The sequence below is a fragment of the Pseudoalteromonas sp. MEBiC 03485 genome, from assembly GCF_004195145.1.
Classification (GTDB): Bacteria; Pseudomonadota; Gammaproteobacteria; order Enterobacterales; family Alteromonadaceae; genus Pseudoalteromonas; species Pseudoalteromonas apostichopi.
In genome coordinates, this window is record NZ_SGBT01000002.1 from 685,178 (window position 1) to 708,856 (window position 23,679).

At 38.2% G+C, this 23,679-nt stretch carries 18 protein-coding genes; 9 read left to right on the forward strand and 9 right to left on the reverse strand.

Going from position 1 to position 23,679, the window contains the following annotated elements; all coding sequences use genetic code 11:
• Positions 1-57: 57 nt before the first annotated feature.
• Together bla and EVU92_RS19790 are read right to left on the reverse strand one after the other, a co-directional pair.
• Positions 58-807, reverse strand: a complete 750-nt coding sequence (gene bla, locus EVU92_RS19785) for a subclass B1 metallo-beta-lactamase (protein WP_130052860.1) — start codon at positions 805-807, stop codon at positions 58-60.
• 243 nt (positions 808-1,050) lie between these two features.
• Complete coding sequence (locus EVU92_RS19790; RefSeq protein ID WP_130052861.1) at positions 1,051-3,150, reverse strand: TonB-dependent receptor; 2,100 nt, start codon at positions 3,148-3,150, stop codon at positions 1,051-1,053.
• 208 nt (positions 3,151-3,358) lie between these two features.
• Between EVU92_RS19790 and EVU92_RS19795 the strand changes: the two genes are divergently transcribed.
• The 4 genes from EVU92_RS19795 to EVU92_RS19810 all read left to right on the forward strand — a co-directional run bounded on the left by EVU92_RS19795 (position 3,359) and on the right by EVU92_RS19810 (position 7,169).
• Positions 3,359-4,096 carry a DUF4198 domain-containing protein gene (locus EVU92_RS19795; RefSeq protein WP_130052862.1) on the forward strand — a complete coding sequence of 246 codons (738 nt, stop codon included), beginning with the start codon at positions 3,359-3,361 and terminating at the stop codon, positions 4,094-4,096.
• 365 nt (positions 4,097-4,461) lie between these two features.
• A complete protein-coding gene (locus EVU92_RS19800; RefSeq protein ID WP_130052863.1) occupies positions 4,462-4,674 on the forward strand; it encodes a DUF2061 domain-containing protein in 213 nt (70 codons plus the stop codon).
• 399 nt (positions 4,675-5,073) lie between these two features.
• Positions 5,074-6,111 carry an iron-sulfur cluster-binding domain-containing protein gene (locus EVU92_RS19805; protein ID WP_130052864.1) on the forward strand — a complete coding sequence of 346 codons (1,038 nt, stop codon included), beginning with the start codon at positions 5,074-5,076 and terminating at the stop codon, positions 6,109-6,111.
• On the forward strand, positions 6,108-7,169 hold the full coding sequence (locus EVU92_RS19810; RefSeq protein ID WP_130052865.1) for an acyl-CoA desaturase: 1,062 nt from the start codon (positions 6,108-6,110) through the stop codon (positions 7,167-7,169). The genes EVU92_RS19805 and EVU92_RS19810 overlap by 4 nt, the downstream gene beginning before the upstream one ends.
• Before the next feature lie 307 nt (positions 7,170-7,476).
• On the opposite strand, the gene EVU92_RS19815 is transcribed toward EVU92_RS19810, so the two are convergent.
• Complete coding sequence (locus tag EVU92_RS19815; RefSeq protein ID WP_130052866.1) at positions 7,477-8,331, reverse strand: DUF417 family protein; 855 nt, start codon at positions 8,329-8,331, stop codon at positions 7,477-7,479.
• Positions 8,332-8,605: 274 nt separating this feature from the next.
• On the opposite strand from EVU92_RS19815, the gene EVU92_RS19820 reads away from it, so the two are divergent.
• From EVU92_RS19820 to EVU92_RS19840, 5 genes are all read left to right on the forward strand, one after another.
• Positions 8,606-9,436, forward strand: coding sequence for an AraC family transcriptional regulator (locus EVU92_RS19820; RefSeq protein ID WP_130052867.1), 831 nt, complete (start codon positions 8,606-8,608; stop codon positions 9,434-9,436).
• 26 nt (positions 9,437-9,462) lie between these two features.
• On the forward strand, positions 9,463-10,065 hold the full coding sequence (locus tag EVU92_RS19825; protein ID WP_130052868.1) for a LysE family transporter: 603 nt from the start codon (positions 9,463-9,465) through the stop codon (positions 10,063-10,065).
• 62 nt (positions 10,066-10,127) lie between these two features.
• The gene (locus EVU92_RS19830) at positions 10,128-10,835 is read left to right on the forward strand and encodes an AraC family transcriptional regulator (RefSeq protein ID WP_130052869.1); all 708 of its coding nucleotides are present in this window, start codon (positions 10,128-10,130) and stop codon (positions 10,833-10,835) included.
• A gap of 98 nt (positions 10,836-10,933) precedes the next feature.
• Complete coding sequence (locus tag EVU92_RS19835; RefSeq protein ID WP_130052870.1) at positions 10,934-11,854, forward strand: EamA family transporter; 921 nt, start codon at positions 10,934-10,936, stop codon at positions 11,852-11,854.
• A gap of 1 nt (position 11,855) precedes the next feature.
• Positions 11,856-12,266: an Rrf2 family transcriptional regulator gene (locus EVU92_RS19840; protein ID WP_130052871.1), complete on the forward strand. Its 411-nt coding sequence runs from the start codon at positions 11,856-11,858 to the stop codon at positions 12,264-12,266.
• Positions 12,267-12,321: 55 nt separating this feature from the next.
• Here EVU92_RS19840 and EVU92_RS19845 read toward each other — a convergent pair whose 3' ends face one another.
• From EVU92_RS19845 to EVU92_RS19870, 6 genes are all read right to left on the reverse strand, one after another.
• Positions 12,322-15,171, reverse strand: coding sequence for an EAL domain-containing protein (locus EVU92_RS19845; RefSeq protein ID WP_130052872.1), 2,850 nt, complete (start codon positions 15,169-15,171; stop codon positions 12,322-12,324).
• Between the two features lie 6 nt (positions 15,172-15,177).
• Positions 15,178-16,734, reverse strand: a complete 1,557-nt coding sequence (locus EVU92_RS19850) for a PAS domain-containing methyl-accepting chemotaxis protein (protein WP_130052873.1) — start codon at positions 16,732-16,734, stop codon at positions 15,178-15,180.
• 111 nt (positions 16,735-16,845) lie between these two features.
• Entirely contained in the window at positions 16,846-17,838 is a 993-nt protein-coding gene (locus EVU92_RS19855) for an HD domain-containing phosphohydrolase (protein WP_130052874.1), read from the reverse strand.
• Positions 17,839-18,044: 206 nt separating this feature from the next.
• Complete coding sequence (locus tag EVU92_RS19860) at positions 18,045-21,347, reverse strand: EAL domain-containing protein (RefSeq protein WP_130052875.1); 3,303 nt, start codon at positions 21,345-21,347, stop codon at positions 18,045-18,047.
• 126 nt (positions 21,348-21,473) lie between these two features.
• Positions 21,474-22,859 (reverse strand): tRNA 5-hydroxyuridine modification protein YegQ, encoded by a 1,386-nt coding sequence (gene yegQ / locus EVU92_RS19865; protein ID WP_130052876.1) that lies wholly within the window; start codon positions 22,857-22,859, stop codon positions 21,474-21,476.
• A 262-nt stretch (positions 22,860-23,121) separates the two neighbouring features.
• Positions 23,122-23,610, reverse strand: coding sequence for a hypothetical protein (locus EVU92_RS19870; RefSeq protein WP_130052877.1), 489 nt, complete (start codon positions 23,608-23,610; stop codon positions 23,122-23,124).
• Positions 23,611-23,679 lie beyond the last annotated feature (69 nt).

Below are 23,679 nucleotides of genomic sequence, written 5' to 3' on the forward strand. Positions count from 1 at the left end.
AGGGAGAAAGCGGCCTTAGAATGTTCAATGTGAGCCTAAAGCCGCCATAACCTATACCTATTTGAGATGATCGGTTATTATTTTTTCTGTATGTGAGAGTAAATCATATCCACCAACAGCGCCATGTCCAGGGACGACAATCACTGCACTTTTAAATTTCCTTTTTAATTGCTTTGTTATATTAAGCCAAGAGTGTATGTCACCATGAACTAGGTTACCTACAGATGATGACTGAAGTGACCGAACTGCGCAGCCACCAAATAAGATTCTTTTTTCAGGTAACCACGCCATAACATTGTCCATTGCATGCCCAGGGCCTGGAAAAAATAGTTCAAGAGAGCCAAATTTAACAACTGAATCTGCTACTCTAAGTTCTTTGATAATATTGTTAGGTACTGCCGCGCCTTGCTCTATGGTTAACTGAGCAGTTAATGGATGAGCAAAAACATTGATTCCCTTAGACTCAAGTACATCGACACCAGCAGCTCGGTCACCGTGCGCATGCGTAACAAATGCTTTGCTTACTGGCAGTTTTATTTCTGAGCTAATTGCTTCGAGTAAATCTAAAGTGAGTAATTCCCCCCACGCTGTGTCGATAAGGGTTAAACTATCTCCTTCTTTCACAATTAAGCCATTTGAGGGAAATTCTGTACCATTTGGGTAAGTATAATATGATGTATGCAGCCATACCCCATCAGCTAACTGGGTTATAGAAACCTGATTTGGCCTGTTTTCTTGCGCTGAAACCTGAAAGCTATATATTAAAAGAAAGAAAATAAAACTACCGAATATCCTAAATTTCATCATTGCGCTATATCCCTAAATTAAGACATAAAAATATATTATAATTAAAGTGATAAACAAATAGTAATATAATTATACAGAAGCTTTTATTTCTATAACTATAAGAAGCACTATGTATTCGATGATAAGAAAAAACGAACCCAACGGTTCGTTTTTTTATTTAAGTCAAAGAATGTTCTGCAAAACTTTCGCTCAAGAATGCAGGCAATGACTTTGGAGTCTAAGCAAGTTGCAATTAAACCTACGTTAAAAATTATATTGTAAGCTAACCTTATAATTTAACGGCTCACCTGGTTGGGTCCAAATTGCAGAGTATGAATTAGCGTAATAGGTTTTATCCAATACGTTATTTACAACAAACTGTAAGCTCAAATCATCATTAACATGGTAGTTTGCAAACAGATTTACCAAAGTATATGAAGGCAAATAATAGCTAGGGTCAATCGCTTCACCTAGCCGCTCCCCAACATATTGAACCGACACACCAACTGTTGAGTTCGAATCGATTAAATCACTTAACTCTCTCTTAATACGCACATTGGCACTATGTTTTGGAATGTTTAATAAAGGGGTGCCTTTTGGCAAACTAACCCACCAATCGGTATTAACAGTATCTTTTGCTGTTTTAGCATCAGTGTAAGTATATGCAAGATCAAACGAAGTTTGGCTAGTAATATTACCGTGTAAGTCTAGCTCAACACCTTCACTCGTAACCTCGCCTAGAGCCCTAGATACACCTGCTTGTACGTCAGTGCTTAACATGTTGCTCTTTTGCGCATTAAATACTGTAAAGCTACCACTGACAATGTCTGTATTAAATTTAACTCCAACTTCAATAGAGGTTGTTTCCTCAGGCTCAAATGCTTCTCCATCAGCATCGAAACCACTATTAGGTCTAAAACCTTCAGAATAACTGCTATAAAATTGTAGATCTTCAGAGTGAGCATATACTAAACCTGCTCGAGGGCTGAAGGTGCTTTTGTCAGCCTCTGAACGCGTTAAGTTTTTATGGTTATCAATTCTTTGATCAAACCAATCGTAACGACCACCAATTTGCATTTTCCATTTTTCAGTGATGTCGACTTGGTCTTGAATATAAATACCATAGCTATTCTGTACTTCTGTGGTGTCGAATAACAGAGAACCTTCAGGCGCCGTTTTACCGTACTCAGGCTCATACATATTTATAGCGTAACTCGTGTCATCAATAGTCGGGCGATATCTGTACCAAACCTTATCAAAATCAAACTTACTGGCATCAGCACCAATTAAAAGGTGATGAGTGAAACCTGCAGCTTTTATACTACCGCTAAGCTCTGAGCGTGCAGATATATAGTTAGTTTGAAAGTCACGCTGGTTATGTTGTCTGCTCAGTGTCACGCCATCAATGAAATATACTTGTCGGCTTGGAGCAAGCTCAGCATCACTTGATTCGCTTAAAAACTCTGAATCGCTATAACTAATACCTGTTAGAAGCGACCATTCTCCTAATTGATGCTCAAGGGTAAGCTGATGAGAAATAGCCTTAACTTCTGTAGGTTTATCACTTGGCTCACCTAAAAAAGTTTCAATGGGTAGCGCATCAATTTTACCATCTACAGCAACAATACCTCGATCGAAAGTTAAACTTTGATCAACGTACTCTAGCTCATAATTCAACTTCGTTTTATCTGAAATTAGCCATAAAATTGAAGGCGTTAATACAGTTTTTTCTGATTCATGATAATCTCTAAAACCTTCACTATCTTCCACAGCACCATTAATTCTAAAGGCCACTTGGTCCGTAATTGCGTTCGTGTAGTCGCCTTCAGTGCGATAACTTTGCCAGCTACCGGCAGTGACTTTTACATAGCCTTGTTGTGCAAACTGCGGTTTTTTTGTAATGATATTTATCGTACCGCCAGGCTCAGAGCGTCCATAGAGTGCAGAGCCTGTTCCTTTCATGATTTCTACATAATCAATATTACTCGTATCACGAACACCGCTAAAGCTTCGCCCAGATGAAAAACCGTTAATTAAAAAGCCTGATGGAATATTCTCATCACCCACTAAACCTCGTATTGCAAAGCTTTCCCATAAACCACCAAAGTCATTTTGTTCTGAAATACTTGGGGTTAAATCGAAAATGTCACTTAAGGTGGTTACACCAGCCTCATTGAGTGTGTCTGATGAAATAAACTCGACAGATTGTGGTTGCTCATTTAAAGGAACATCCCCACGAAAAGCTTGCCTTACACCCGACACTGATATTTTTTCTATCTCTGATGGCTCTGTAGTGGCATATACGGAAGATGTAAAAATTGCGCTAATCATGATTGAAAGGGCTGATTTTTGATATCTGTTCATTCTATCTCTCAGGTATGAATTGTAGTTATTCAATAAAGCTTGTAGTTATTAGGTAAAGATTTACATTATCCATCATTTGAACATACAATTAACAATACTTATCATTTGCAGTATGATAAACAATTAAACCACTGAGAACTACCCTCGCAAACAACAGAAATTAAAAAACTCAAATTAACGCTTAATTAATAAACACTTAGAGAGAAGAATGAACAAAGTTACTTTAGCCTGCATTACATTAGCCATATCAATTTCCAGCATTTACAGCGCAAAAACACAAGCACATGCAATATGGTTTGCTGAGCGCTCATCACAATTAGCACTGATATATGGTGAAGGTGCACAAGATTTAGACACTGTTAAGCGCCAAGACAAAGTTAAAAGAGTTACTGGTTATAACAAAAATTGGCAAGAACAAAGTGTAAAACTTGTTGAGTCAGGGCATATGATGATACTGAGCGATAACACGGTTTATGCTGTTACAGGAATGCTCGATAACGGTTTATGGAGCAAAACTAAAGATGGTAAATGGTTTGCAAGTGGCCGCGACCAAATCCCTGATGCAGTTTTAAGCGAACATACAAAAAAACATGCTGTACATTTGCGTGGGCCTCTTACTAAAATTCCTCAACTTAAAGAACAACAGTTACAAATTATCCCAATAGGAAACAGCTTTTCAGATCAGAAAGGTGCATTAGTTAGTTATCGCATACTATTTAATGGTAAGGCAGTTCAAGGCGCTAAAGTGATTAATGATATTGTGAATGACCCAGATCAAAAGCCCCTAATAAGCAATGATGAAGGCATCGTGACATTGCCACTACGCAATCAAGGCTTAAACGTAGTCGCCGCTATATATGATGAAAAAAGTACAAATCTCGCTGTATTTGATAAGACCGAGCACTTAGCAACACTTTCATTTATTTTACCCCATGCAGCAGAGTAGTTTTTAAATTAGCTAGTTGCACTCAAGCAAACCGCTGTGGGTCTAGACTTTCAAAAAGTCTGGGCCCTCTAGAACGTTGAACGCCCCCTTCAAAAAACAAGTAGCACACAACTCACTCACAGCCATCAAAAATCCATAAATATATTTACAAACAATGCATTAGAACTATCGCAATAGAAAAGTAAATTGACGAAAAGCTCAAAACTTCTTCATCAATGTGCGCATATTGACTTGAAAATTAACAAGCAACACTGGGCACAACCATTCCATTTAATAAATCACTACAATCTTATTATTCCATTTTAAAGATTAAAAATGATGAGCAATACTAAACTCATCAAATTATGAGAGTTGGGGTATTCAAAATGGTTAAGACAGTTACTTTTGCAATGATGCACTTCACAATCGCTTTTACAGTGACCTACTTTTTAACAGGTAGTTTTTTAATTGGTGGCCTGGTCGCCATTGTTGAGCCTGCAGTCAATACGGTTGCGTTTTACTTTCACGAAAAGGTTTGGCGTAATCTAGAAGGTAAGGATAGCTTCAAACGAAACCCAGATGAGATAATGTTTGCCTAGCTATTAACTAGGTTGGATTGGCTCCAAATACAATGAATCCCCTCATCTTACACCTCAATCTGTAAATTAAGCTTTGCCCCAATGTCGGTGGCAGAGCTACAAACTAAAACGGTTAAAGTCGTTCTCAATTAATAGCCGAAAATACTTCTTTGTAAAAGAACTCAAGGCTTCTTTTCTAGATGCATGCCAACTCGGGTTAGCTCTATCAAGCATATAGCAATGAATTAAAATGAAAAACTAGCAATTTTCTCAGCTCTTTTTATTAAGTTTAAATTCTCAAAAGTTGGATTTCCCCGCCAATTTAGAGCTAACACTCAAATTAGACTTGAAATTATCTTTTTTCAGCTTACACTTGTACGCCTAGTGAGCGTACACTTGTAAGCTAAAGGCAAAAAAAGAATGTTATTAAATTCATTATCAAAACATTTATTGCATCATCAATCTTGGTCAGGATACTGGGAACCTGTGCTCCAGTGCTTTAAACCTGGCTGGCGCGATGGGTATTTTCGCGCACAACTAAAACATGTACACGTGTTTGCTGAACAAAGCATCGAGCTGATTATTGAGCCAGAAAAAGCATGGCCAAATCATCAAGCAGGCCAGCATATTGCGTTAACAATACAAACGAACGGGCGACTACTGACTCGCGTGTTTACCATCGCAAGCGAACCAAAATTGGCAAAGCAAGAGCGACAAATTCGTTTATTGATCCGCAGCCAAGAGATTGGCGCATTTACGTCAAAGCTAGCAAATTTGAAGCCTGGACAATGGCTTAATATCTCTGAGCCTAAAGGCCAGTTTGTTATGCCAAATACCGCGCGCTCTATAATTATGCTTGCCGGTGGCTCTGGCATTACGCCATTTATAGCCATGCTTAAATCTTTACCTGCAGATAGCAAACAAACTATAACCCTGCTTTACTATGCAAAGCCGAACAGCCACTGGCTTAAAGATGAGCTTGAGCAACTAAAGCAATCACTGAGCAATTTTGATTATCACTTACTTGAGCGCAGCAAAGACGGCGATGCGACGACATGGCTGACAACAAACGCGCATAAACACTGGTTAGTCTGCGGCCCAGCTGCTTTATATAAGCAAGCAGCAACTTTAGCAAAGCAGTTAAATACGCCTATCGACAGTGAGCATTTCAGTGCAGTCCCTGCTGTTTTAGCAACCTCTGATAAGCTCGAACTAACACTCACTCATCAGGGCAAAACATTCACTATTGATAACCAACAAACCTTACTTACTCACTTACAAGCGAATAAGCAACCAGTGACAGTTGGCTGTGGCATGGGAATTTGCCATCAATGCCAATGCGTTAAAAAGCAAGGCATCGTGCGTGATATTCGCACCGGCGAGCTCTCTGATAGCTCAGAGCAATTAATTCAACTTTGCATATCGCAACCAGTCAGTGACGTGGAGTTATCGGCATGAACACGACAAAAACAGTCAATTTTGAAAAACTAGCAACCCAACTCGATAGCGTTAAAGCAGATATAAAATCGAAACTGGGTGAGCAAGATGCGAAATACATTCGCCGCGTTATTGTTTGCCAGCGTGTGTTTGAATGGAGTGGCCGTATTCTCTTAATGCTAGGCTTTATTCAGCCTGCTTTATGGATAGTCGGTGTGCTTAGTTTAGCCACTGCAAAAATTCTCGATAACATGGAAATTGGCCATAATGTGATGCACGGCCAATATGACTGGATGAATGATAAACACATAAATTCAAAGTCTTACGAGTGGGATATAGCGTGCGATGGTTCAAGTTGGAACCGCGTTCACAACTACGAGCACCACACCTATACAAATATTATTGGTAAAGATCGTGACTTCGGCTATGGATTACTGCGTTTATCTAATGACTTTCGTTGGCGGGTAAAAAACCTGTGGCAATTTATCACTTACCTATTGCTAAGCGTGCTGTTCCAATGGGGTGTGTCGTACCATGAAATGGCTGCCGAGCGGGTATTTTTCGGTAAGAAAAAAGATAGCCGTGATTACACGGTATCGCATAGCGAACTCAAAAAACGCTTTTTTAGTAAAGGAGCACGCCAGTTAGTGAAAGACTACCTGCTTTTCCCTCTGATTGCCGGCCCTTTATTTTTGTGGGTTTTAACGGGTAACCTAGCCGCTAATTTATTACGTAACCTCTGGACCTCTACGATTATCTTTTGCGGGCACTTTACCGGTGAAGTTGAAACATTTAAACAGCAAGACTGCGAAAATGAATCGCAAGGCCAGTGGTATTACCGCCAAGCGTTAGGCTCATCAAATATCAAAGGGGGTAACCTGTTTCATGTAATGACTGGGCACTTGAGCTATCAAATAGAGCATCACTTGTTCCCTGATTTACCTGCAAAACGTTATCGTGAGATTGCTCCTAAGGTGCAAGCTATCTTTAAAGAGCACGGCATCAATTACAATACAGGCGGCTTCTTTCGCCAGTACTTTTCTGTTGTAAAACGGATTGTGCGCTACTCTTTTCCGTAATTTCAAAAACGCCAGTGCATTGCACTGGCGTTTTTATTTTTAATATCATGGTAAGGAATTAACTTTAAAAATAGGTTCATTAATTTCTAACTGTAATTCATCATCTGCTGCTTGTTCCGCGAAAGTTAAAGCTGTATTTGCAAAGTTTAGCGCTTGGACCTAATCAGGCTTCTCTAAGTAGTTTTCTGCAATCGCAAAATTAATAGATGCATCTTATGGGGTGGCAGACAAACAACTCGTGAAATTGCTCCACAGTGGGATCTTGGTAATTAATCCTAAACTATGGTTAAAGTGAGGCCTATCTAAATTATTGTGCTATTTCATTAGTTGTATTATTGATCACCGCTAGGTGGTAAATAATCACTAAGTTCGCAATAAACCACAGATCTTTAATCACAAATTGACCAAGTCCAGCTAAAACCGTCGTACTGCTAAGCGCATTCGGCGCGGTAACTAAAAATGTTTGCGTCATAATAAAAACAGCGCAACAGGAAAGCCCTGCCAACACTATTAACTTGTTATTTTTGAGTAATAAGCCAACACAAAGCAACAGCACACTAACAATGTCAAACACGCCAATCGCATTCGATGCGCCCTGCACACTAAAAACCTGATACAACCACGACATGAATGGTGATGTTTCAACAAGCGTTACAATCCCCTTTGCCTCAAAAGCAAAAAACTTCATTGCGCCTATCCAAACCAGCACTAAAGCCACTGAAGCATAATTCAAGGTAATATGCGCTTTATCACTTAAAGCATCTTTGTAAAACACAAATAAAAATAGCGGAATTACAGCAAAATACTTAATGATCCCCTGCCCTGAACCAATCACAGGAAAGCCCCCTTCACTTGCAAGCCAACGATTAGCGCCAAACAACGTAATCAAACAGATCAGTGATATAGCAAATGCAGTGATGGTCGGAAGTGCCCTATTAATAAACCCTAAATGAGAATGAAGGCTGGTAATGCCAACAAAGCAAAATGCAAAGCCTGCGATCATACTCATGATGTGAGCTGGCACCTGAGAGTCTAATTTATAAAACGAAAAGATACTGCCAATGGCATTGGGGTTTGCTCCCAAGATAAATGACAAACCCAATAGCGAAAAACTGATGGTGATAAGTGCAATCACTAAATTATTTGATGTACGTAAATTCATACAACCCCCTTTCTACTGATTGTTTAAAAGACCATAGTTAGGGATAAAAACATTCACACTAAAATAAAATATAAGAAAAGTCTGAGAAGAGATTTGTATAAGCAATTGAAAAATCGATATAAGTATCACTGCTATTTGCCGTTATTTGCTGTTAATTAGGCAAAAATAAATCTCTTTAATTCAATATCAGCAATTTTGTTCAAGTTTTAAGGTTGCTTGCTTCGCTATATTGGCGTAGGAATAATAACGAAGCGCACAACCTTCAGGAGCATCTGTGAGCAAAGACAATCACTTTAAGTACATCAACAACGAACAGCATCAGAGCATCTCGATGTTGACTGCGACTATGAGTGATTTTACATATGCAAAGCATGCTCACGAAGAGTATTCAATTGGCATAACTCTACAGGGGCGGCAAGATTTTTTTTGTCGTAATGCGTTTTATAAAAGCGTACCTGGCAATGTTATTTTGTTTAACCCTGAAGATATTCACGATGGTCACTCTGGCACGGAGCAAAACCTAGAGTATCTAATGCTGTACATTCATCCTGATGAATTTCAGCCTTTATTCAAAGCGCTAGGGTATAAGCAAGATTGTACATTACGTATGGCAAACACCTTGTATGCAGATCCATTACTGCGTAATCAAGTGATTAACTTATCTAGGCTTTTACAAACCAATAGCACGAACAAAATAGAGCGAGAAGCTGCACTATTGCAAATGGCGCAGTCTTTAGTCAGGCTCAACGGCAGCCTTGATTTACCGACTTTAAGCACCCGTGTTGATAGCTTACTGCTGAGAGCAAAAGACTATATTTTGGCAAATATCGACAATGACATTGCTATTGATGACATTGCCCATGCTGCCACTATGTCGAAGTTTCATTTTATCCGCCGCTTTCGCGAGCACTTCGGTATTACTCCACATCAATATGTTTTGAACTGTCGTATTAATTATGCCCGTAGAGCGTTACAGGTTGGCCGCGATGCCACCAGCGTAGCGGTTGAATCTGGCTTTGCAGATGCCAGCCACCTCAACCGTAACTTCAAACGAGTATTCGGTATGACACCAAAACAATTTCAACTGCAATGGGCTCGTAGATAGAGCTAAATTACTGATTTGGAGCTGTTATGGCAGATATTTTTGCATATGCTATTGGCATTATGTACACCCCTGGGCCAATCAATTTACTCGGTTTAAGCAGTGGCTTAAATAAACAAACACGTTCACACCTTGGGTTTTTTATCGGCGTGGGTAGCGCGATGTTTATCTTATTTGTGCTGCTTGGCTACCTTGGCTTACAAGTGATCAACCCGCAGTTTTTGCCTTATGTGAGCTTAATTGGTTGCGGCTATATTTTGTATATTGCTTGGAAGGTCGCAAAAGCAAAAGTACAGGTGAGTGATAGCTCAGCGGATGCCTCACTTAGCTTTTTCGATGGCCTGTTTATGCAGCTTTTAAATCCAAAAGCGCTGGTAGCCACTTTACCTATTGCTACGATTCAGTTCCCAAGCGCGGATATTACCGGAGCTGCAATCGTATTTTGGTCTTTTATTTTAGCCATCCTTGCCTTTGGTGCTCCTACAAGTTACTCGCTAGCGGGCTTAGTGCTTGGCAAACAAGTATCACGGCCGGGTGTTTTTAATGTGTTTAATAAACTAATGGCTGTTTTGTTAGTTTATGTCGCACTAATGATTGCCTACGAGCATGTACTTACACCTTTATTGGCATAAAATTGATCATCCTTAGCAAACAGGCATAATAGCGTTATTCTCCAAATGGTTATTACAAAACGATGCAAGGCAACCTATCAATCCGTTCATACAGTACTAAGCCTGTTAGTCATAGCCATGACTATCATCAACTTGTACTGCCCTTAAAAGGAGTGATAGCTATTAGTGTGGGTGATTTTCAAGGTAAAGTCGCCCCGGGTGAATGCGTGGTTGTCAAAGCCACGCAAGTGCATCTTTTTACCGCCATGCCAGAGGCTCGATTTGTTGTGGCCGATATGCCAAAGCTACCGGATAACCTTGCCACCGCTGAGCGCTGCGTATTTGCCATTAATCAATCACTTTGGGCATTTTTACAATTTGTGTCAAAACAGTTAGAGCAAGCCGTTAATAATGAATTAGAACATGCCATGTTTAATACCTTTAATTTACTGTTAGCTGAGCAAGTTATGCTACCAAAGCTCGACAGCCGAATTAGCGATGCACTGCTTTATATTGACAGTCACTTAAGCACTCCTCTTCACATCAAACACCTTGCCTGCATTGCCTGTTTAAGCCCAACACAATTTAAGCTGCTGTTTAAGCAACAAACAGGATTGACTGCCATGAACTATGTAACTAAACAGCGAATGGAAAAAGCCCAAGCCTTGCTAAGCCATACCGACTACCCGTTACAGCGTATTGGTGAGTTAGTTGGTTACAATGAGCTTTCATCTTTTAGCCGCAGTTTTTCAAAGTACTTTGGTATATCACCAAGCAAATTCAAAAAGTAACTTTGGTTTTTAACGCTAACAAAACCGTCCTTTTTGTCAAAATTTTTGCGCCGATATTTATTATGCTTTTTATACCTTAAATTCAAAGCGAATCATCGATGAACCACGCTATCGCTACAATTGCCGTGTTAGTTGCCAGTGTGTTTTGGGGCACAACAGGCACTGCCGCAAGTTTTGCGCCAGACATTAGCCCTTTTGCAATTGGTGCTTTTGCAATGGGTTTTGGCGGCGTACTACTTTGCCTAACCGCAATAAAACAACTGATAGATGATGCTAATAAACTGAGTCAACATTACCGCCTAATCCTATTAGGTTCAGCTTGTGTGGCTATTTATCCGCTGGCATTTTATACCTCAATGAATAGTGCCGGTGTGGCAATAGGCACCGTTGTCTCGATTGCCAGCGCACCTTTATTTACCGTCTTATTGGAATACTTAATTGAGAAAAAGCCCGTTGCAACTCGCTGGCTAGTCAGCTTTTGCTTTGGCGCTATAGGCATAGGCTTAATCGCGTTAGGTAAAGAGTCAAACTCTGCTGCAGAGGGGTTGTTTAGCCAAAACATCGGCATTTTACTTGGCTTAATTGCAGGGCTTACCTATGCCGGTTATTCATGGGTTGCCAAACGTTTAATTAGCAACGGCGTTCATTCAAGAGCGACCATGGCTAGCCTATTTGGTGGCGCAGCCTGTGTACTCCTGCCATCATTATTAATTACAGGGGATACGCTGTTTGCCACAATTACCAATACCAGCGTGGCACTATACATGGCCATTGTGCCGATGTTTTTAGGTTATTGGCTATTTAGTATTGGCTTAAAAACCATCGCTGCCAGCCAAGCCGTACTCATTACTTTGCTTGAGCCTATCATCGCCACCATACTTGCTATTGTGATTTTACATGAACAATTTCAGCAAATTGGCTGGCTTGGGATTGGCTTAGTGAGCATTAGTTTGGTAATTCAAACGGTCAATATTAAGCAGTTCGTGGTACACTGCAAAAAACGCATTTTGACGATTTAACATGAGAAAAGACAGCCGACTATCGCGGGTTTTACATGTGCTGATCCATTTAGACAGTTACAGCCAACCTGTCACATCAGAGACATTAGCAAACATGTTAATGACCAATCCTGTGGTCGTGCGCCGTACTATGGCATTACTACGTCAAGCAGGTTATGTATCAGCTATTAAAGGTCACAATGGCGGCTGGCTACTTGCAACTCCCTTAACTGAGATCACCTTATTTGATATTCACCAAGCGCTTGGCGAAAAGAACCTATTTGTTATAGGTCTAACCGATGAGCACAGCAATTGCCCTATCGAACATGCAGTAAATAGCGCCATACAAAACGCGATGGATGACGCAGAATCGCTATTATTAAAACGATTTGCTGAAGTTTCTCTTGCAGAGCTTGCCAGTCAATTTCAATAATCCTGCTTTAGAGTATTTGGCGATTTCACAAACTCGTAGGTCAAATTCATAGAAATTAATTCAAGAGTATTGGTTTACCAAACAAGTACCCTTGAAAATACTGGCAACCAGAGTTTTTTAGATAAATAAATTGCTCTTCAGTTTCTACTCCTTCAGCAATAACATTCTTGCCTAACCCATCAGCTAAGGTCAATATTGCTTTTACAACTGATGCATCTTCAATGCTAGTCAGCATTTTATCAATGAAGGATTTATCAATTTTCAACGTATCAATTGGGAATCGAGTCAAGTAACTTAATGACGAGTAGCCTGTTCCAAAATCATCCAAGGAAAGCTTAATACCTATCGCTCTAAGTTTGTTCATCCGTTTAATTAGTCGTTCCGTTCCCATTAAAATTACTCCCTCAGTTAATTCTAATTTTAAGCGTGAAGGTGATATCAAATATCTTCCTATAACCTCAAATACTTGTTCCACAAACTGTGGATCCTGAAATTGTAATGAACTCACATTAACTGCAACACTACTATTACCTTGTATTTTACCGTCTCTCATATCTTTACATACTTGCTCGAGTACCCATAAGCCAATACGATTGATTTGTTTCGACTCCTCAGCAACAGGAATGAATATATCTGGTGAAATACTGCCAAGTAACGAGCTATCCCAACGAAGTAATGCTTCATAACCAACTAAAGATTCTTCAGTGTCATGAATTGGCTGATATAAAACTTTTAATTCATTTCTTGGAATTGCATTAAGTAAACCTTGAGTTATTTCGTTCAGTTCCAAAATCGACGCTTGTAATTTTGGATCATAAAAGCTAACTGTATTTTTACCTTTTTCCTTAGAGTGGTACATTGCAATATCGGCTTCTTTAAGGGCTTCAGATAAATCAAAATCGTGATTTTTAAAAATTGTCACACCTATACTTGGTGTGGTATTCACTTCAAATCCATCTAAGAAGAAACTTTGCGAAATAACACTACGTACATTTTGTGCAAAAGTATCAATTAAAAGGAAATCACTGTCGCTTGCGTATTTTGGTTCATCTAACAAAATGACAAATTCATCCCCCCCTAATCTGGCGACTAAGTTCGGAGAAAAGACAATTCCTTCCAAGCGTCGAGATACCTCTTTAAGTAATAAATCACCCACACCGTGACCTAATGTATCATTGACCATTTTAAAATTATCTAGGTCTATTAAAAGTAAAGCATAATATTGTTCCGATGCTTTTAGCTTCAAGCTTTTTGCTTTATCTTTCAGGTGACGCCTATTAGGTAAATTAGTCAGTTCATCATACATAGCTAACCTATGTACATTTTGCTCTGCAAGTTTCCGATCAGTAATATCGGCACGAATAGCAATATACTTTTGTGGTTTATTATTATCGCCCATAAAAGGGACTATTGTAGAGTTTACCCAATATAAGCTGCCATCTTTAGCGCGATTGCATACTTCCCCAGACCAAACTTGACCACTACGAATTGTTTTCCACATCCCCTTAAAAAAACTAGGCGGATGAGTTCCTGAGTTAACTAACGAATGAGTTTTCCCAATAAGCTCAGCTTTTGAATATTGTGAAATATTACAAAACTTTTCATTAACGCATGTAATAACTCCTTGACTATCGGTGGTAGCAACTATTGCATGTTGATCTAGTGCTTTTTTTAATTCAGCTCGACTTCTATTAAGTTCCTCATTTTCTTTTTCAGCAAGTTTTACCTCAGTAATATCTTCAATCAAACAAAGTAAGCTTAACACCTCACATGCTGAATTCTTTTCCGGTATAGCAATAATATTTCTATATAGCTGTGAGCCATCAAAGGCTAAGTGATTCAATGAAAATCTAATTTGCTCACCTTGACATACCTTTATCAAATAAGGCATTACTTTATCTACAATATCTTGTGGAAAAATATCTTGAATACGCTGATCTCTAGATGTTTTATCTAAGTAATAATATGTATCTAGGGCATTCTTATTAAAGTAACTTAATTTAAAATCGATACTAAGTCTTAGTACTCCTATACCCATATTATCTAGTATGTTATTCAACTCTTGTTTCTTCTTTGATGCATATGCTTCTGACTGCCCAGCTAGAAAATATGGGTAAGAAACTCCTTCAATAAAAATACTTTTGTAGATAAGCAGCGCACTAACTAATTTGATCAAATGTGCAATTACAAGGTAACTGTCAGATAGGGATTGATAATGAGTCACTAATAATGAAAATAACGCCATACACATAGAGGATAACGTAAAATAAAAATATCTTCGTTTTCCCTCATTTGAATACTTTCCATAGAACAGCATCGCAACAATGACATACCCCACGAGTAGGAAATACTCTATTACTTCTTTTGTATTTGTTACTCCCTTGCCTTCTATAAAGAATAAAGGAAGGTATGACTCGTATAAATTTCCACAAGACATTAACACTAAAGATACGATACCACCTGAGCATAACCAAAGAAGTTTTTTACCTGGCAGCAAAATTGATAAAGCAATAGCAGCAAATGTAATTAACTCAAATGTTCGAGCGAGTATAGAAAAAAAGATTGACTTTTGGCTCGAGCTTTCAGAAATAAATGCAGGCATACCAGAGAATGAAATGGCATTCATGTAATCCATTATTACAATAATACTAAAGCCAAAAATAATAATATTACTCTGTTCAATATAGCGCCCGTCAAGCCTCTGAAATTCAAGTAATACGATCGATGAAAACACAAATATAGGCAATAGCTCTAATGTAAGGTGAAGTACTATTCCACCTTTTTGTGGAATGATATTTATTTGTTCCAATCCCCAAAAGCTCAATAAAAAGAACATAATAAGTATCGATATTGATTTAAGATGACCGTTCCTTTCCTTCTGAAGTTCAAAAGCAAGATTAAACATAATTTGTTACCTTTTAAACCTAACGACCAATTCGTGTAATTCATTCGATACTGCTTGTAATTTAGCTATCGACTGGGAAACTTTATCTGCATTTGTAACTCCAACATTTGCTAATTCTGAAATATTCACAATTTGATGGTTTATATCTTCAGCAACATGAACTTGTTGCTCAACAGCGGCGGACATCTGGGTAGACATATGAGCGATTTGATCAACAGCGACGACTATGCCATCAAGCATCTTAGCGTTATCATTCACATTGCATACTCCATGCTTTGCTTCATCATTGCCCAACTTAGCCTTTTCTTCAGCACTACTCGCCTTAATTATTAAGTTGTGAATAATATCGTAGATTTCTTTTGTAGAAGACTGTGTTCTCTGGGCTAGTGTTCTAACTTCATCTGCAACAACAGCAAATCCACGCCCTTGTTCACCTGCTCTTGCTGCTTCTATAGCAGCATTCAGTGCAAGTAAATTTGTTTGATCCGCAATTTGCTCAATTAATTGGGCTGCATTTGAGATACGCTCAGTTTGAATTGAAACGTCTGTAATAGACTCTCCTATTTGTGACACTGTATTTTGTAATTGGTTAATCGAAGTCATTGTGACTTCTGAAAAACGCTTACCAGAAGTTGATAATTTGGAAGCAGTATCAGCCTGATTAGCCGTTTCGGAAATATGCCGTGCCACCTCAGCAATCGTTGTGGTCATTTGATTCATGGCCGTAGCAACTTGAATTGTTTCTGATTGCTGGTTTTGCAACTCACTACATGTTTGCTCAGTAAGTATAAGGCAACTATGAGACTCTTCCGATACAGCCAAGGCCGCATTTTCTATTCTAGTCAAAATAGCACCTAAATGAGCAAATTGACTTATTATTGCGACTTCTAACTTGCCTAAGTCTCCTGATTTATTCGTGTAAGTTTTTACGGCTAAATCATCTTTAAAACTACTTCCAAGCTTTTCCAACAAGTCATTGACTATCCGACGTCTAGATTTTATTGAACAAAAAAAATTAATAGTAAAACTTAATATAAATAAAGTAATAGCAAGATGTTTATGCTCTATATAATTTAATAAAATTGCGAGAATAAAAACAAAAAAAGCTGTAATTTCACAATAGTAATTATTTAAATTACTTTTAGAAGTAGAATTCTCATGCCTAAGTTTTGGATAAATTTTTTGTGCACGCATAACATCTTCTTGCTTAGGGCAAGAACGAACTGATTCATAACCGGTTATTACCCCTTCATGGCAAATGGGGGTTACATATGCGTCTACCCAATAAAAGCGGCCGTCTTTACATCGATTTTTAACTAAGCCCATCCATGGCTTGCCATCCTTTAGATATTTCCACATGTTTTTGAATGCAACCTCGGGCATATCAGGGTGCCTAACAATATTGTGAGGTTGCCCAATTAATTCACTTTTATCAAAACCACTTATTTCAACAAAGTGATCATTACAATCAACAATGTTGCCATTAACATCCGTGACTGATATTAATTTTTTTGATTCTGGAAATGTTATTTCTATATTACTTACAGGCAAATTACTTCGCATAAAATGAGTACCATTTTAATCTCAAAGAACAGTTAAAATTTAAAAGTACCTTTATAGAGAATGTAGGTTATTAACTTCTATGAAATTTAAAAAGAGGAGGAAATTAAGTACTTATAAAAACCAAAGGCATTTAGCTATACTTACCTTATCAACAACTGACTGAACCGGAGGTATATTTTTACCGACTTTCACTTTGCCATTATTTAAGTCTTCATTAATAAAAACATGTGACTTATCTCGCAGTTCAACTTGAATTCCTTTCGGATACAGCCGAATGAAGTTTATAAACTTTGCAGTTAGAATATGATCAAACTTTCCAATTTGCGCAGAGTGGTAAATTGTCTCAATTGCGTTTACTCTAGAAAACTCTTCTCGATAATGACGCTTAGATGTTAAGGCAACATATGTGTCAATAATACGGATTATACGTGCTTCAAGTGGGATTTCAGACTTTATTAAGCCATAAGGGTAACCTGAGCCATCACAGTTTTCATGATGACACTTAATAATTTTAATTACATTCTGCTCTACACCTTGAGAGATTAAAGCTTTACAACCGAGTTCAACGTGCTCATGAATGCTTTTGAGCCCTTTAGCTGATAACTGTTTCTCATGTTTATAATCGAAATTAATTAAAGACATACCAATGTCTTTTAAAAAGGCTGACTTTGCAAATGGAATGAGTTTATCTTTTCTTAATCGAATTTCTTTAGAGAACAAAGCTATTAATACTAATAATCTCACTGACTCTCTAAACGTTTGAGAGTCTTCACTAATTTTTTCATAAATAACCCCAAGCTGACTAGCATCGTTTAAAACAAATAAAACAATATTCGCTACAGCTTTAGTTATTGACTTATTGTCTAATACTTGTGATTGTTTACAGTCTTCGACTGCAACTTTTAGGATAGATAAACCTTTACCTAACTCAGTGATGGATTTTTCTTCAGAAACATATAAAGCCCCCTCAAATTGCTTGAGTTTGTATTTATCTTGTTCTGATTTTATTTTTACTTTACTTGTTAAAAAAGGCGTTTTAAGCCAATGTTTATTGACCCTAACTTGCATACCTTTTTTTAATTGATTGGATTCAACTTTTTTCAATTTAAGTAACCTTGTAATAAAACAATACTAGTTACTTGCCGTCTTCCCACTGACAACTCATCCTTTATGGCGTGAATGTTACTTAAAAAATTTATTTAGATCAATATAAATAAAAAAAACAACCCACAAAAAACTAAACTTATTAATATTTTTATATTATACAACCTACAATAGGAACAAAGTATTCTTACTACTTTTCCGCACACTTAATTTTTAATATTCTCAAAAAACGTGTAAAGCATTTCTAATGGCAACGGTTTACTGAAGTAATAACCTTGTACTTGTGAACACTCAAGCTGTTTAAGTATTTTCAGCTGTTGCTCTGTCTCGACTCCTTCTGCAATTGACTCCATACTTAATGCGCTGGCTAAATCAATCATAGCTTTAACGATTGCAGTGTCTGCATCGCTGGGGGTTTCTAAATCATCAATAAACGATTTGTCGATTTTTAGCTTATCAAGGGAAAAATCTTTTAAATAATTCATCGACGAATAGCCCGTACCAAAATCATCAATCGACATTTTAAAACCTGCCTCACGCAATTTTGTTATAGTGTTTAATGCAAATTTGGGGTTCCCTACTGCTATTGTTTCAGTTAACTCAAGTTCAATACATTCAGGCTCAATGGAGTAAGTTTGTAATACCGATATTAAATCACCGAGTAAGTGTTTATTAACAAACTTAGTTGCAGACAAGTTTATTGCAAAAGTGAGACGCGGCATGCTGTCATCTCGCCATTGACGAATTGTTTTAACGGTATGTTCGAATACCCAGTCATCAATTTCACTAATGCGGCCACTGCTTTCAGCAATGGGTATAAACTCAGCAGGAGATACATTACCTAGTGTTGCTGAGTGCCAGCGTAGTAATACTTCAACAGCCACCGCATGGCCAGATGCAATATCAATTTGCGGTTGAAATACCAAATAAAACTCATTATTTTCAAGAGCGAAATTAAGTGCATTAATGATTTGTAATTGTCTGAGCCCAGATTTATTCATTTCTTCGGCGTAAAATAAGGCATTATTACGACCTAGTCGCTTAACCTCAAACATCGCTGACTCAGCCATCTGTAATAGAGGCTCAAAATTTTGCCCATCAATTGGATACAAGGCAACACCAACAGAAGCTGTAACAACGATTAAATCATCATTAATCGTAAGAGGTTCACTGATCACCTTTAATAAGTGGTGACAGCTCTTATTTATTGCACCTGTTGAAGTATAAGGTGTGATAAATGCAAAGCGGTCTCCTTGCAAGCGAGCAACTATAATATGCTCACCCATAAAATTACAAATTCGTGCACTCAAGTTCTGCAGCACAAGGTTACAGTTAGCCATTCCTAGTGCTTTATTTAGAATTTTAAAATTATCTAAACCAACTAAAATAAAAGCTGCTTTTACATCTTCTTGAAGTTTAATTGTTTGTTCAAATTCAATCTGCAGCTTGTTTTGGTTTGCAAGCCCTGTTAGCTGATCATAATAAGACAATTGATGTATAAGCGTTTCACTTTCGACTTCTTTCGTTACATCATGCTGAAATGAAATGTAGTTTGTTACCGAACCTTGCTTATCCATCAATGGGTAAATGGTGGTTTGCTCAACAATCACTTTGCCATGCTTAGTCTTATTAACCAATGCACCAACCCACGCTTTTCGTTTTTTTAAATGCTCCCACATATTTTCGTAAACACTGGAATCAGTTTGCCCTGCACTGATTTTATCGGGCCTTTGGCCTATTAGTTCATCATAGTCGTACTGGCACATCTCTAAGTAAGCGCGGTTCATGTACTCAATTTTTGCATCTGTATCTGTAAACATAATTGGGTGTGGATTTTGCTCAACCGCTTGAGACAATATATGCATGCGTTTATTTAGATTAATTTTATGAAACCACTGCCATACAGACTCGGCCCATACAGTCAGCATTCGCCTATCATGCTCGCTAAAAACCTTCGTTTGGTGCTGAAGAATTATCGCCATATGGCATTGACTATGGCGCATCACCGGCACCACCAATAATGAGCTTGAGTCGCTTGGTAAGCCATACTCTTTAGCATGTTTATAGTTAACAATAACAGCTTCACCTGCCGCTATTTTAGCTTGTAATTTCTCAGTGCATACATCAAAGATAGTGCCTGGCTCTGCTCGATAGGAATGTTGCTTTTGTTCGTTACAAAGAAACAAAGCTGCTCCATCGCAATTAGTGATTTCAAGCGATTGATTTACCGCAAAATTCAATAAAATATCTTGATCGTCTTGAAACGAAATTTCGGTAAGCCGTAACAATCCTCGATTGAATTTACTTTGCTGTGCAAGTGCTGCCATACGGCCTACTTTATCTGATACATCGCGAGCATTAATCAGATATGTTGGCCCATCAATTTCATGATCGAACAAAGTTATCGAAAACTCAAAATGAATACATCTGCCATTTATGGTGATCGGTAAGGTATTTACCAAACACACACCGGACTTTTTAGTCTCCATAAGCATACGCATAAAGTCATCTGCATCTGATTGCTCAAACATACTGCTAATATTTTGACCGACCATACCTTTAGTAAATATATGACCATCTGAGTTATCGCTGAAGACTTCACGGAACGTACCGTCTCTTTCAAGTTCAAAAACAGAATCAGGCAGTGCCGTGAGTGTTGCTTTTAACTGTTTAGAAAAGTTATCTAGAGCTGTATAAGGCTTTGTTACAGTCTCAACAAAGAGGACCTTATACAATAAAAAATAAGTTAGCCCTTTATAAACATGGCCAAAAAAATTAAAGGTGTTGGTAGTGTGCGACGCATCATTTAAAACCAAAAAACAGACCTCACTTAAAATAGCTAATAAACAAACGATTGTTTTACCAGCAATATTTAAGTTTTTCCTAGGCTCGCGAAGCTGTATTGCAAACATTACAGCGGCTGCACCATAAAGCGCAAAAACAAGCAAATCAATTAAAAACTTAATATGGCTACCACCCACTCCTTCAATATATATTTCTGGCAGTAGCTCTGGAAAATAAAAAAGTGAGCTCGCAATGAATAAACTAAATAGCAGCAAAGAGGTAAGTAAAGCACGCGCATTTAACGGCTTATATTTGACCCAAATACCTGCTGCAATAATTAAAAATGCAGCTCCATTAAAGAGCCGTGCAACTAACCAAAGGCTAATAACTAGATTCATATCAGCATCGCCTTCATGCATGCTGTCAAATGCTAAAAAGTGCAATGAGTCGAAAATAGCTACGCAAAGCATGGTGCAAGAAAGCAGTAACAGTTTGTAGTTATTAGTGAAATGCCAAGTATTCCAGCCAATAGCAAAAATTAAAAACGAGATCACAACTGAGAACAATTCGACACAGGTATGCATCGCTATATAAAAAGGAATAGCAGCAATAAGACCTAATTGCTCCAATAGCAAGACAATGGCGAGCAGCAATACACCTACCGCAATAAAAGGTACTGTATGTAAAAGCTCTCTTTGATGTGATGGATGAACGACGTATTTCACTATAGTTTTTGATTATGTTTTATTAATACCCTAGAAAAAAGGATAGTAAAAATAACCAGTAACGACAGAGAATTACTAAAAAAAGATGAAGTAAAAGCGCTAAGAGTGACTTAGCGCATCTTTCAGTTAAGCTTTATTGAATGGATTACGGGTGTCTTGATCTGCATCTAGGTTACGCATCAAAATAGCATGCTCTAAATCGAGGTCTTCTGGCAAAGGAATTTTCACAATATGTCCTGAGCCTTTCGCATCACTAATGGCTTCACCTTTTTTATTTTCCATAAAATCTAGCTTGAAGTTGATGTTGCCTTTAGGTGTCATAAGCTCAAGTGAATGACCGGTACAAAATTTATTTTTCACATCAATTTCAACCAAGCCATTACTAGTGCGCCCTAATACTTCACCAACAAACTGCTGCTTATCTGATACAGAATGACCATACTCATAATTTTGATAGTCTTGATGCGCATGGCGCTTTAAAAACCCTTCGGTATAACCGCGGTGAGCTAAGTTTTCTAGGGTTTTAAATAAGTTGGCATCAAATGGACGGCCTGCAACAGCATCATCAATAGCTTTACGATACACTTGTGCAGTACGAGCAACATAATAGAAAGACTTGGTACGGCCTTCAATTTTTAAACTATGCACGCCCATTTTAGTAAGCTGATCAACATATTGAACTGCACGTAAATCTTTTGAGTTCATGATGTAAGTGCCATGCTCGTCTTCAAAAGCAGGCATGTACTCACCAGGGCGGCCCTGCTCTTCAAGCATGAACACTTCGTTACTTGGTGCACCATCACCGAGAGTTGGGATCACCGCTTTAGGGTCGATTTTATGCACCATTTCGCCAGTTTCATTCTCGGTGCCTGGTTTCACATCGTAATTCCAGCGACATGCGTTAGTGCAAGTACCTTGGTTTGGATCACGCTTATTGATATAACCTGATAGCAAACAACGACCTGAATACGCCATGCAAAGTGCACCGTGAACAAATACTTCAAGCTCTGTATTTGGGCATAATTCGCGAATTTCAGCGATTTCCTCTAGCGATAACTCACGCGATAAAATAACTCGCTCGATACCTTGCTGAGCCCAAAAGTTCACCGTGGCATAGTTAACCGCATTGGCCTGCACCGATAAGTGAATCGGCATATCTGGCCACTTTTCACGAACTAGCATGATTAGCCCAGGGTCAGACATGATCAGCGCATCAGGCTGCATAGCAATGACTGGCTCAATATCTCGTAAGTACGATTTTACTTTGGCATTGTGAGGAGCAATATTCGACACCACATACAATTTTTTATTTTGCGCGTGCGCTTCGTTGATACCAATCTGCAGGTTATCTAGGTCAAACTCATTGTTACGAACACGAAGGCTATAACGAGGTTGGCCAGCGTAAACAGCATCTGCACCATAAGCAAAGGCATAACGCATATTCTTTAAACTACCCGCAGGTGATAACAACTCAGGCGTAAAAGGACGAGGGGTCAAAATAGGTGACGACATGAAAGCTCCACACATCGAACCGAGTACAAGTCGGTTGCATGAATTAATACAAGAATGAAGCGCGGCAGTATAATAATCTGCCCAGTAATTTTATTGATCTAGATCATGATTGATGAAAACTCAGCAAACTAACTATGAGCCTATAAAAAGAAAAAAGGTGACCAATCCTATGGCCACCTTTTAAGATCAAACTCAATTAACTATCCAGGGTAATTGGTTTGGATTTGCAATTGTTAACTGCAAAATTCTTAACAAAAAGTTTTTACACACCGGTTAGGCGCTCTCGACCTTTTTTCCACAACAAGAACTGATAACCAAGCAAGCCGTCTGCTTGTATATTGATTCGTCCACCTGCAGCTTTTATAACTTGCAAGTGCTTTGGCTTATCATCGAGTTCAAATTTGAACTGTAATGACTTGGGAGTTTGCTTAATCAAGCTAATTGCAATCTCGTGCTCTTTTTTAGCATGAATAGTTACCATTTCATCCTGATTAAAGCGGTATTTTATTTGTTTATTTGTTGCGATTAGCTTCGGCATTAAATCAGCGATATGTTCATTCCAATTAGCTGACTTTTTTGCATATTCAATTGAAGCTGCTTCATCTAGCTCCCATGTGGTCAATAACTCTTCTGGCGCGCTTAAACTTTTGTTTAGTGAGTTTGAAACTTGATTTATTTGTGAACTAGTTTGATAAGAAATAAAGCTTAAAAGCAACAAAGCGACTGCATTTAATATTATTTTTTTTAACATGAAGACTCTTTAATATAGTTAAATTAAAGACCCACTTACTAAGTTACTAAGTGGGCCTTTAATTATTAA

What these genes read in the sequence shown, in the direction of transcription:
- bla (WP_130052860.1), bottom strand. Translation starts at nt 807, where the DNA reads ATGATGAAATTTAGGATATTCGGTAGTTTTATTTTCTTTCTTTTAATA.
- EVU92_RS19790 (WP_130052861.1), bottom strand. Translation starts at nt 3,150, where the DNA reads ATGAACAGATATCAAAAATCAGCCCTTTCAATCATGATTAGCGCAATT.
- EVU92_RS19795 (WP_130052862.1), top strand. Translation starts at nt 3,359, where the DNA reads ATGAACAAAGTTACTTTAGCCTGCATTACATTAGCCATATCAATTTCC.
- EVU92_RS19800 (WP_130052863.1), top strand. Translation starts at nt 4,462, where the DNA reads ATGGTTAAGACAGTTACTTTTGCAATGATGCACTTCACAATCGCTTTT.
- EVU92_RS19805 (WP_130052864.1), top strand. Translation starts at nt 5,074, where the DNA reads ATGTTATTAAATTCATTATCAAAACATTTATTGCATCATCAATCTTGG.
- EVU92_RS19810 (WP_130052865.1), top strand. Translation starts at nt 6,108, where the DNA reads ATGAACACGACAAAAACAGTCAATTTTGAAAAACTAGCAACCCAACTC.
- EVU92_RS19815 (WP_130052866.1), bottom strand. Translation starts at nt 8,331, where the DNA reads ATGAATTTACGTACATCAAATAATTTAGTGATTGCACTTATCACCATC.
- EVU92_RS19825 (WP_130052868.1), top strand. Translation starts at nt 9,463, where the DNA reads ATGGCAGATATTTTTGCATATGCTATTGGCATTATGTACACCCCTGGG.
- EVU92_RS19830 (WP_130052869.1), top strand. Translation starts at nt 10,128, where the DNA reads ATGCAAGGCAACCTATCAATCCGTTCATACAGTACTAAGCCTGTTAGT.
- EVU92_RS19835 (WP_130052870.1), top strand. Translation starts at nt 10,934, where the DNA reads ATGAACCACGCTATCGCTACAATTGCCGTGTTAGTTGCCAGTGTGTTT.
- EVU92_RS19840 (WP_130052871.1), top strand. Translation starts at nt 11,856, where the DNA reads ATGAGAAAAGACAGCCGACTATCGCGGGTTTTACATGTGCTGATCCAT.
- EVU92_RS19845 (WP_130052872.1), bottom strand. Translation starts at nt 15,171, where the DNA reads ATGTTTAATCTTGCTTTTGAACTTCAGAAGGAAAGGAACGGTCATCTT.
- EVU92_RS19850 (WP_130052873.1), bottom strand. Translation starts at nt 16,734, where the DNA reads ATGCGAAGTAATTTGCCTGTAAGTAATATAGAAATAACATTTCCAGAA.
- yegQ (WP_130052876.1), bottom strand. Translation starts at nt 22,859, where the DNA reads ATGTCGTCACCTATTTTGACCCCTCGTCCTTTTACGCCTGAGTTGTTA.
- EVU92_RS19870 (WP_130052877.1), bottom strand. Translation starts at nt 23,610, where the DNA reads ATGTTAAAAAAAATAATATTAAATGCAGTCGCTTTGTTGCTTTTAAGC.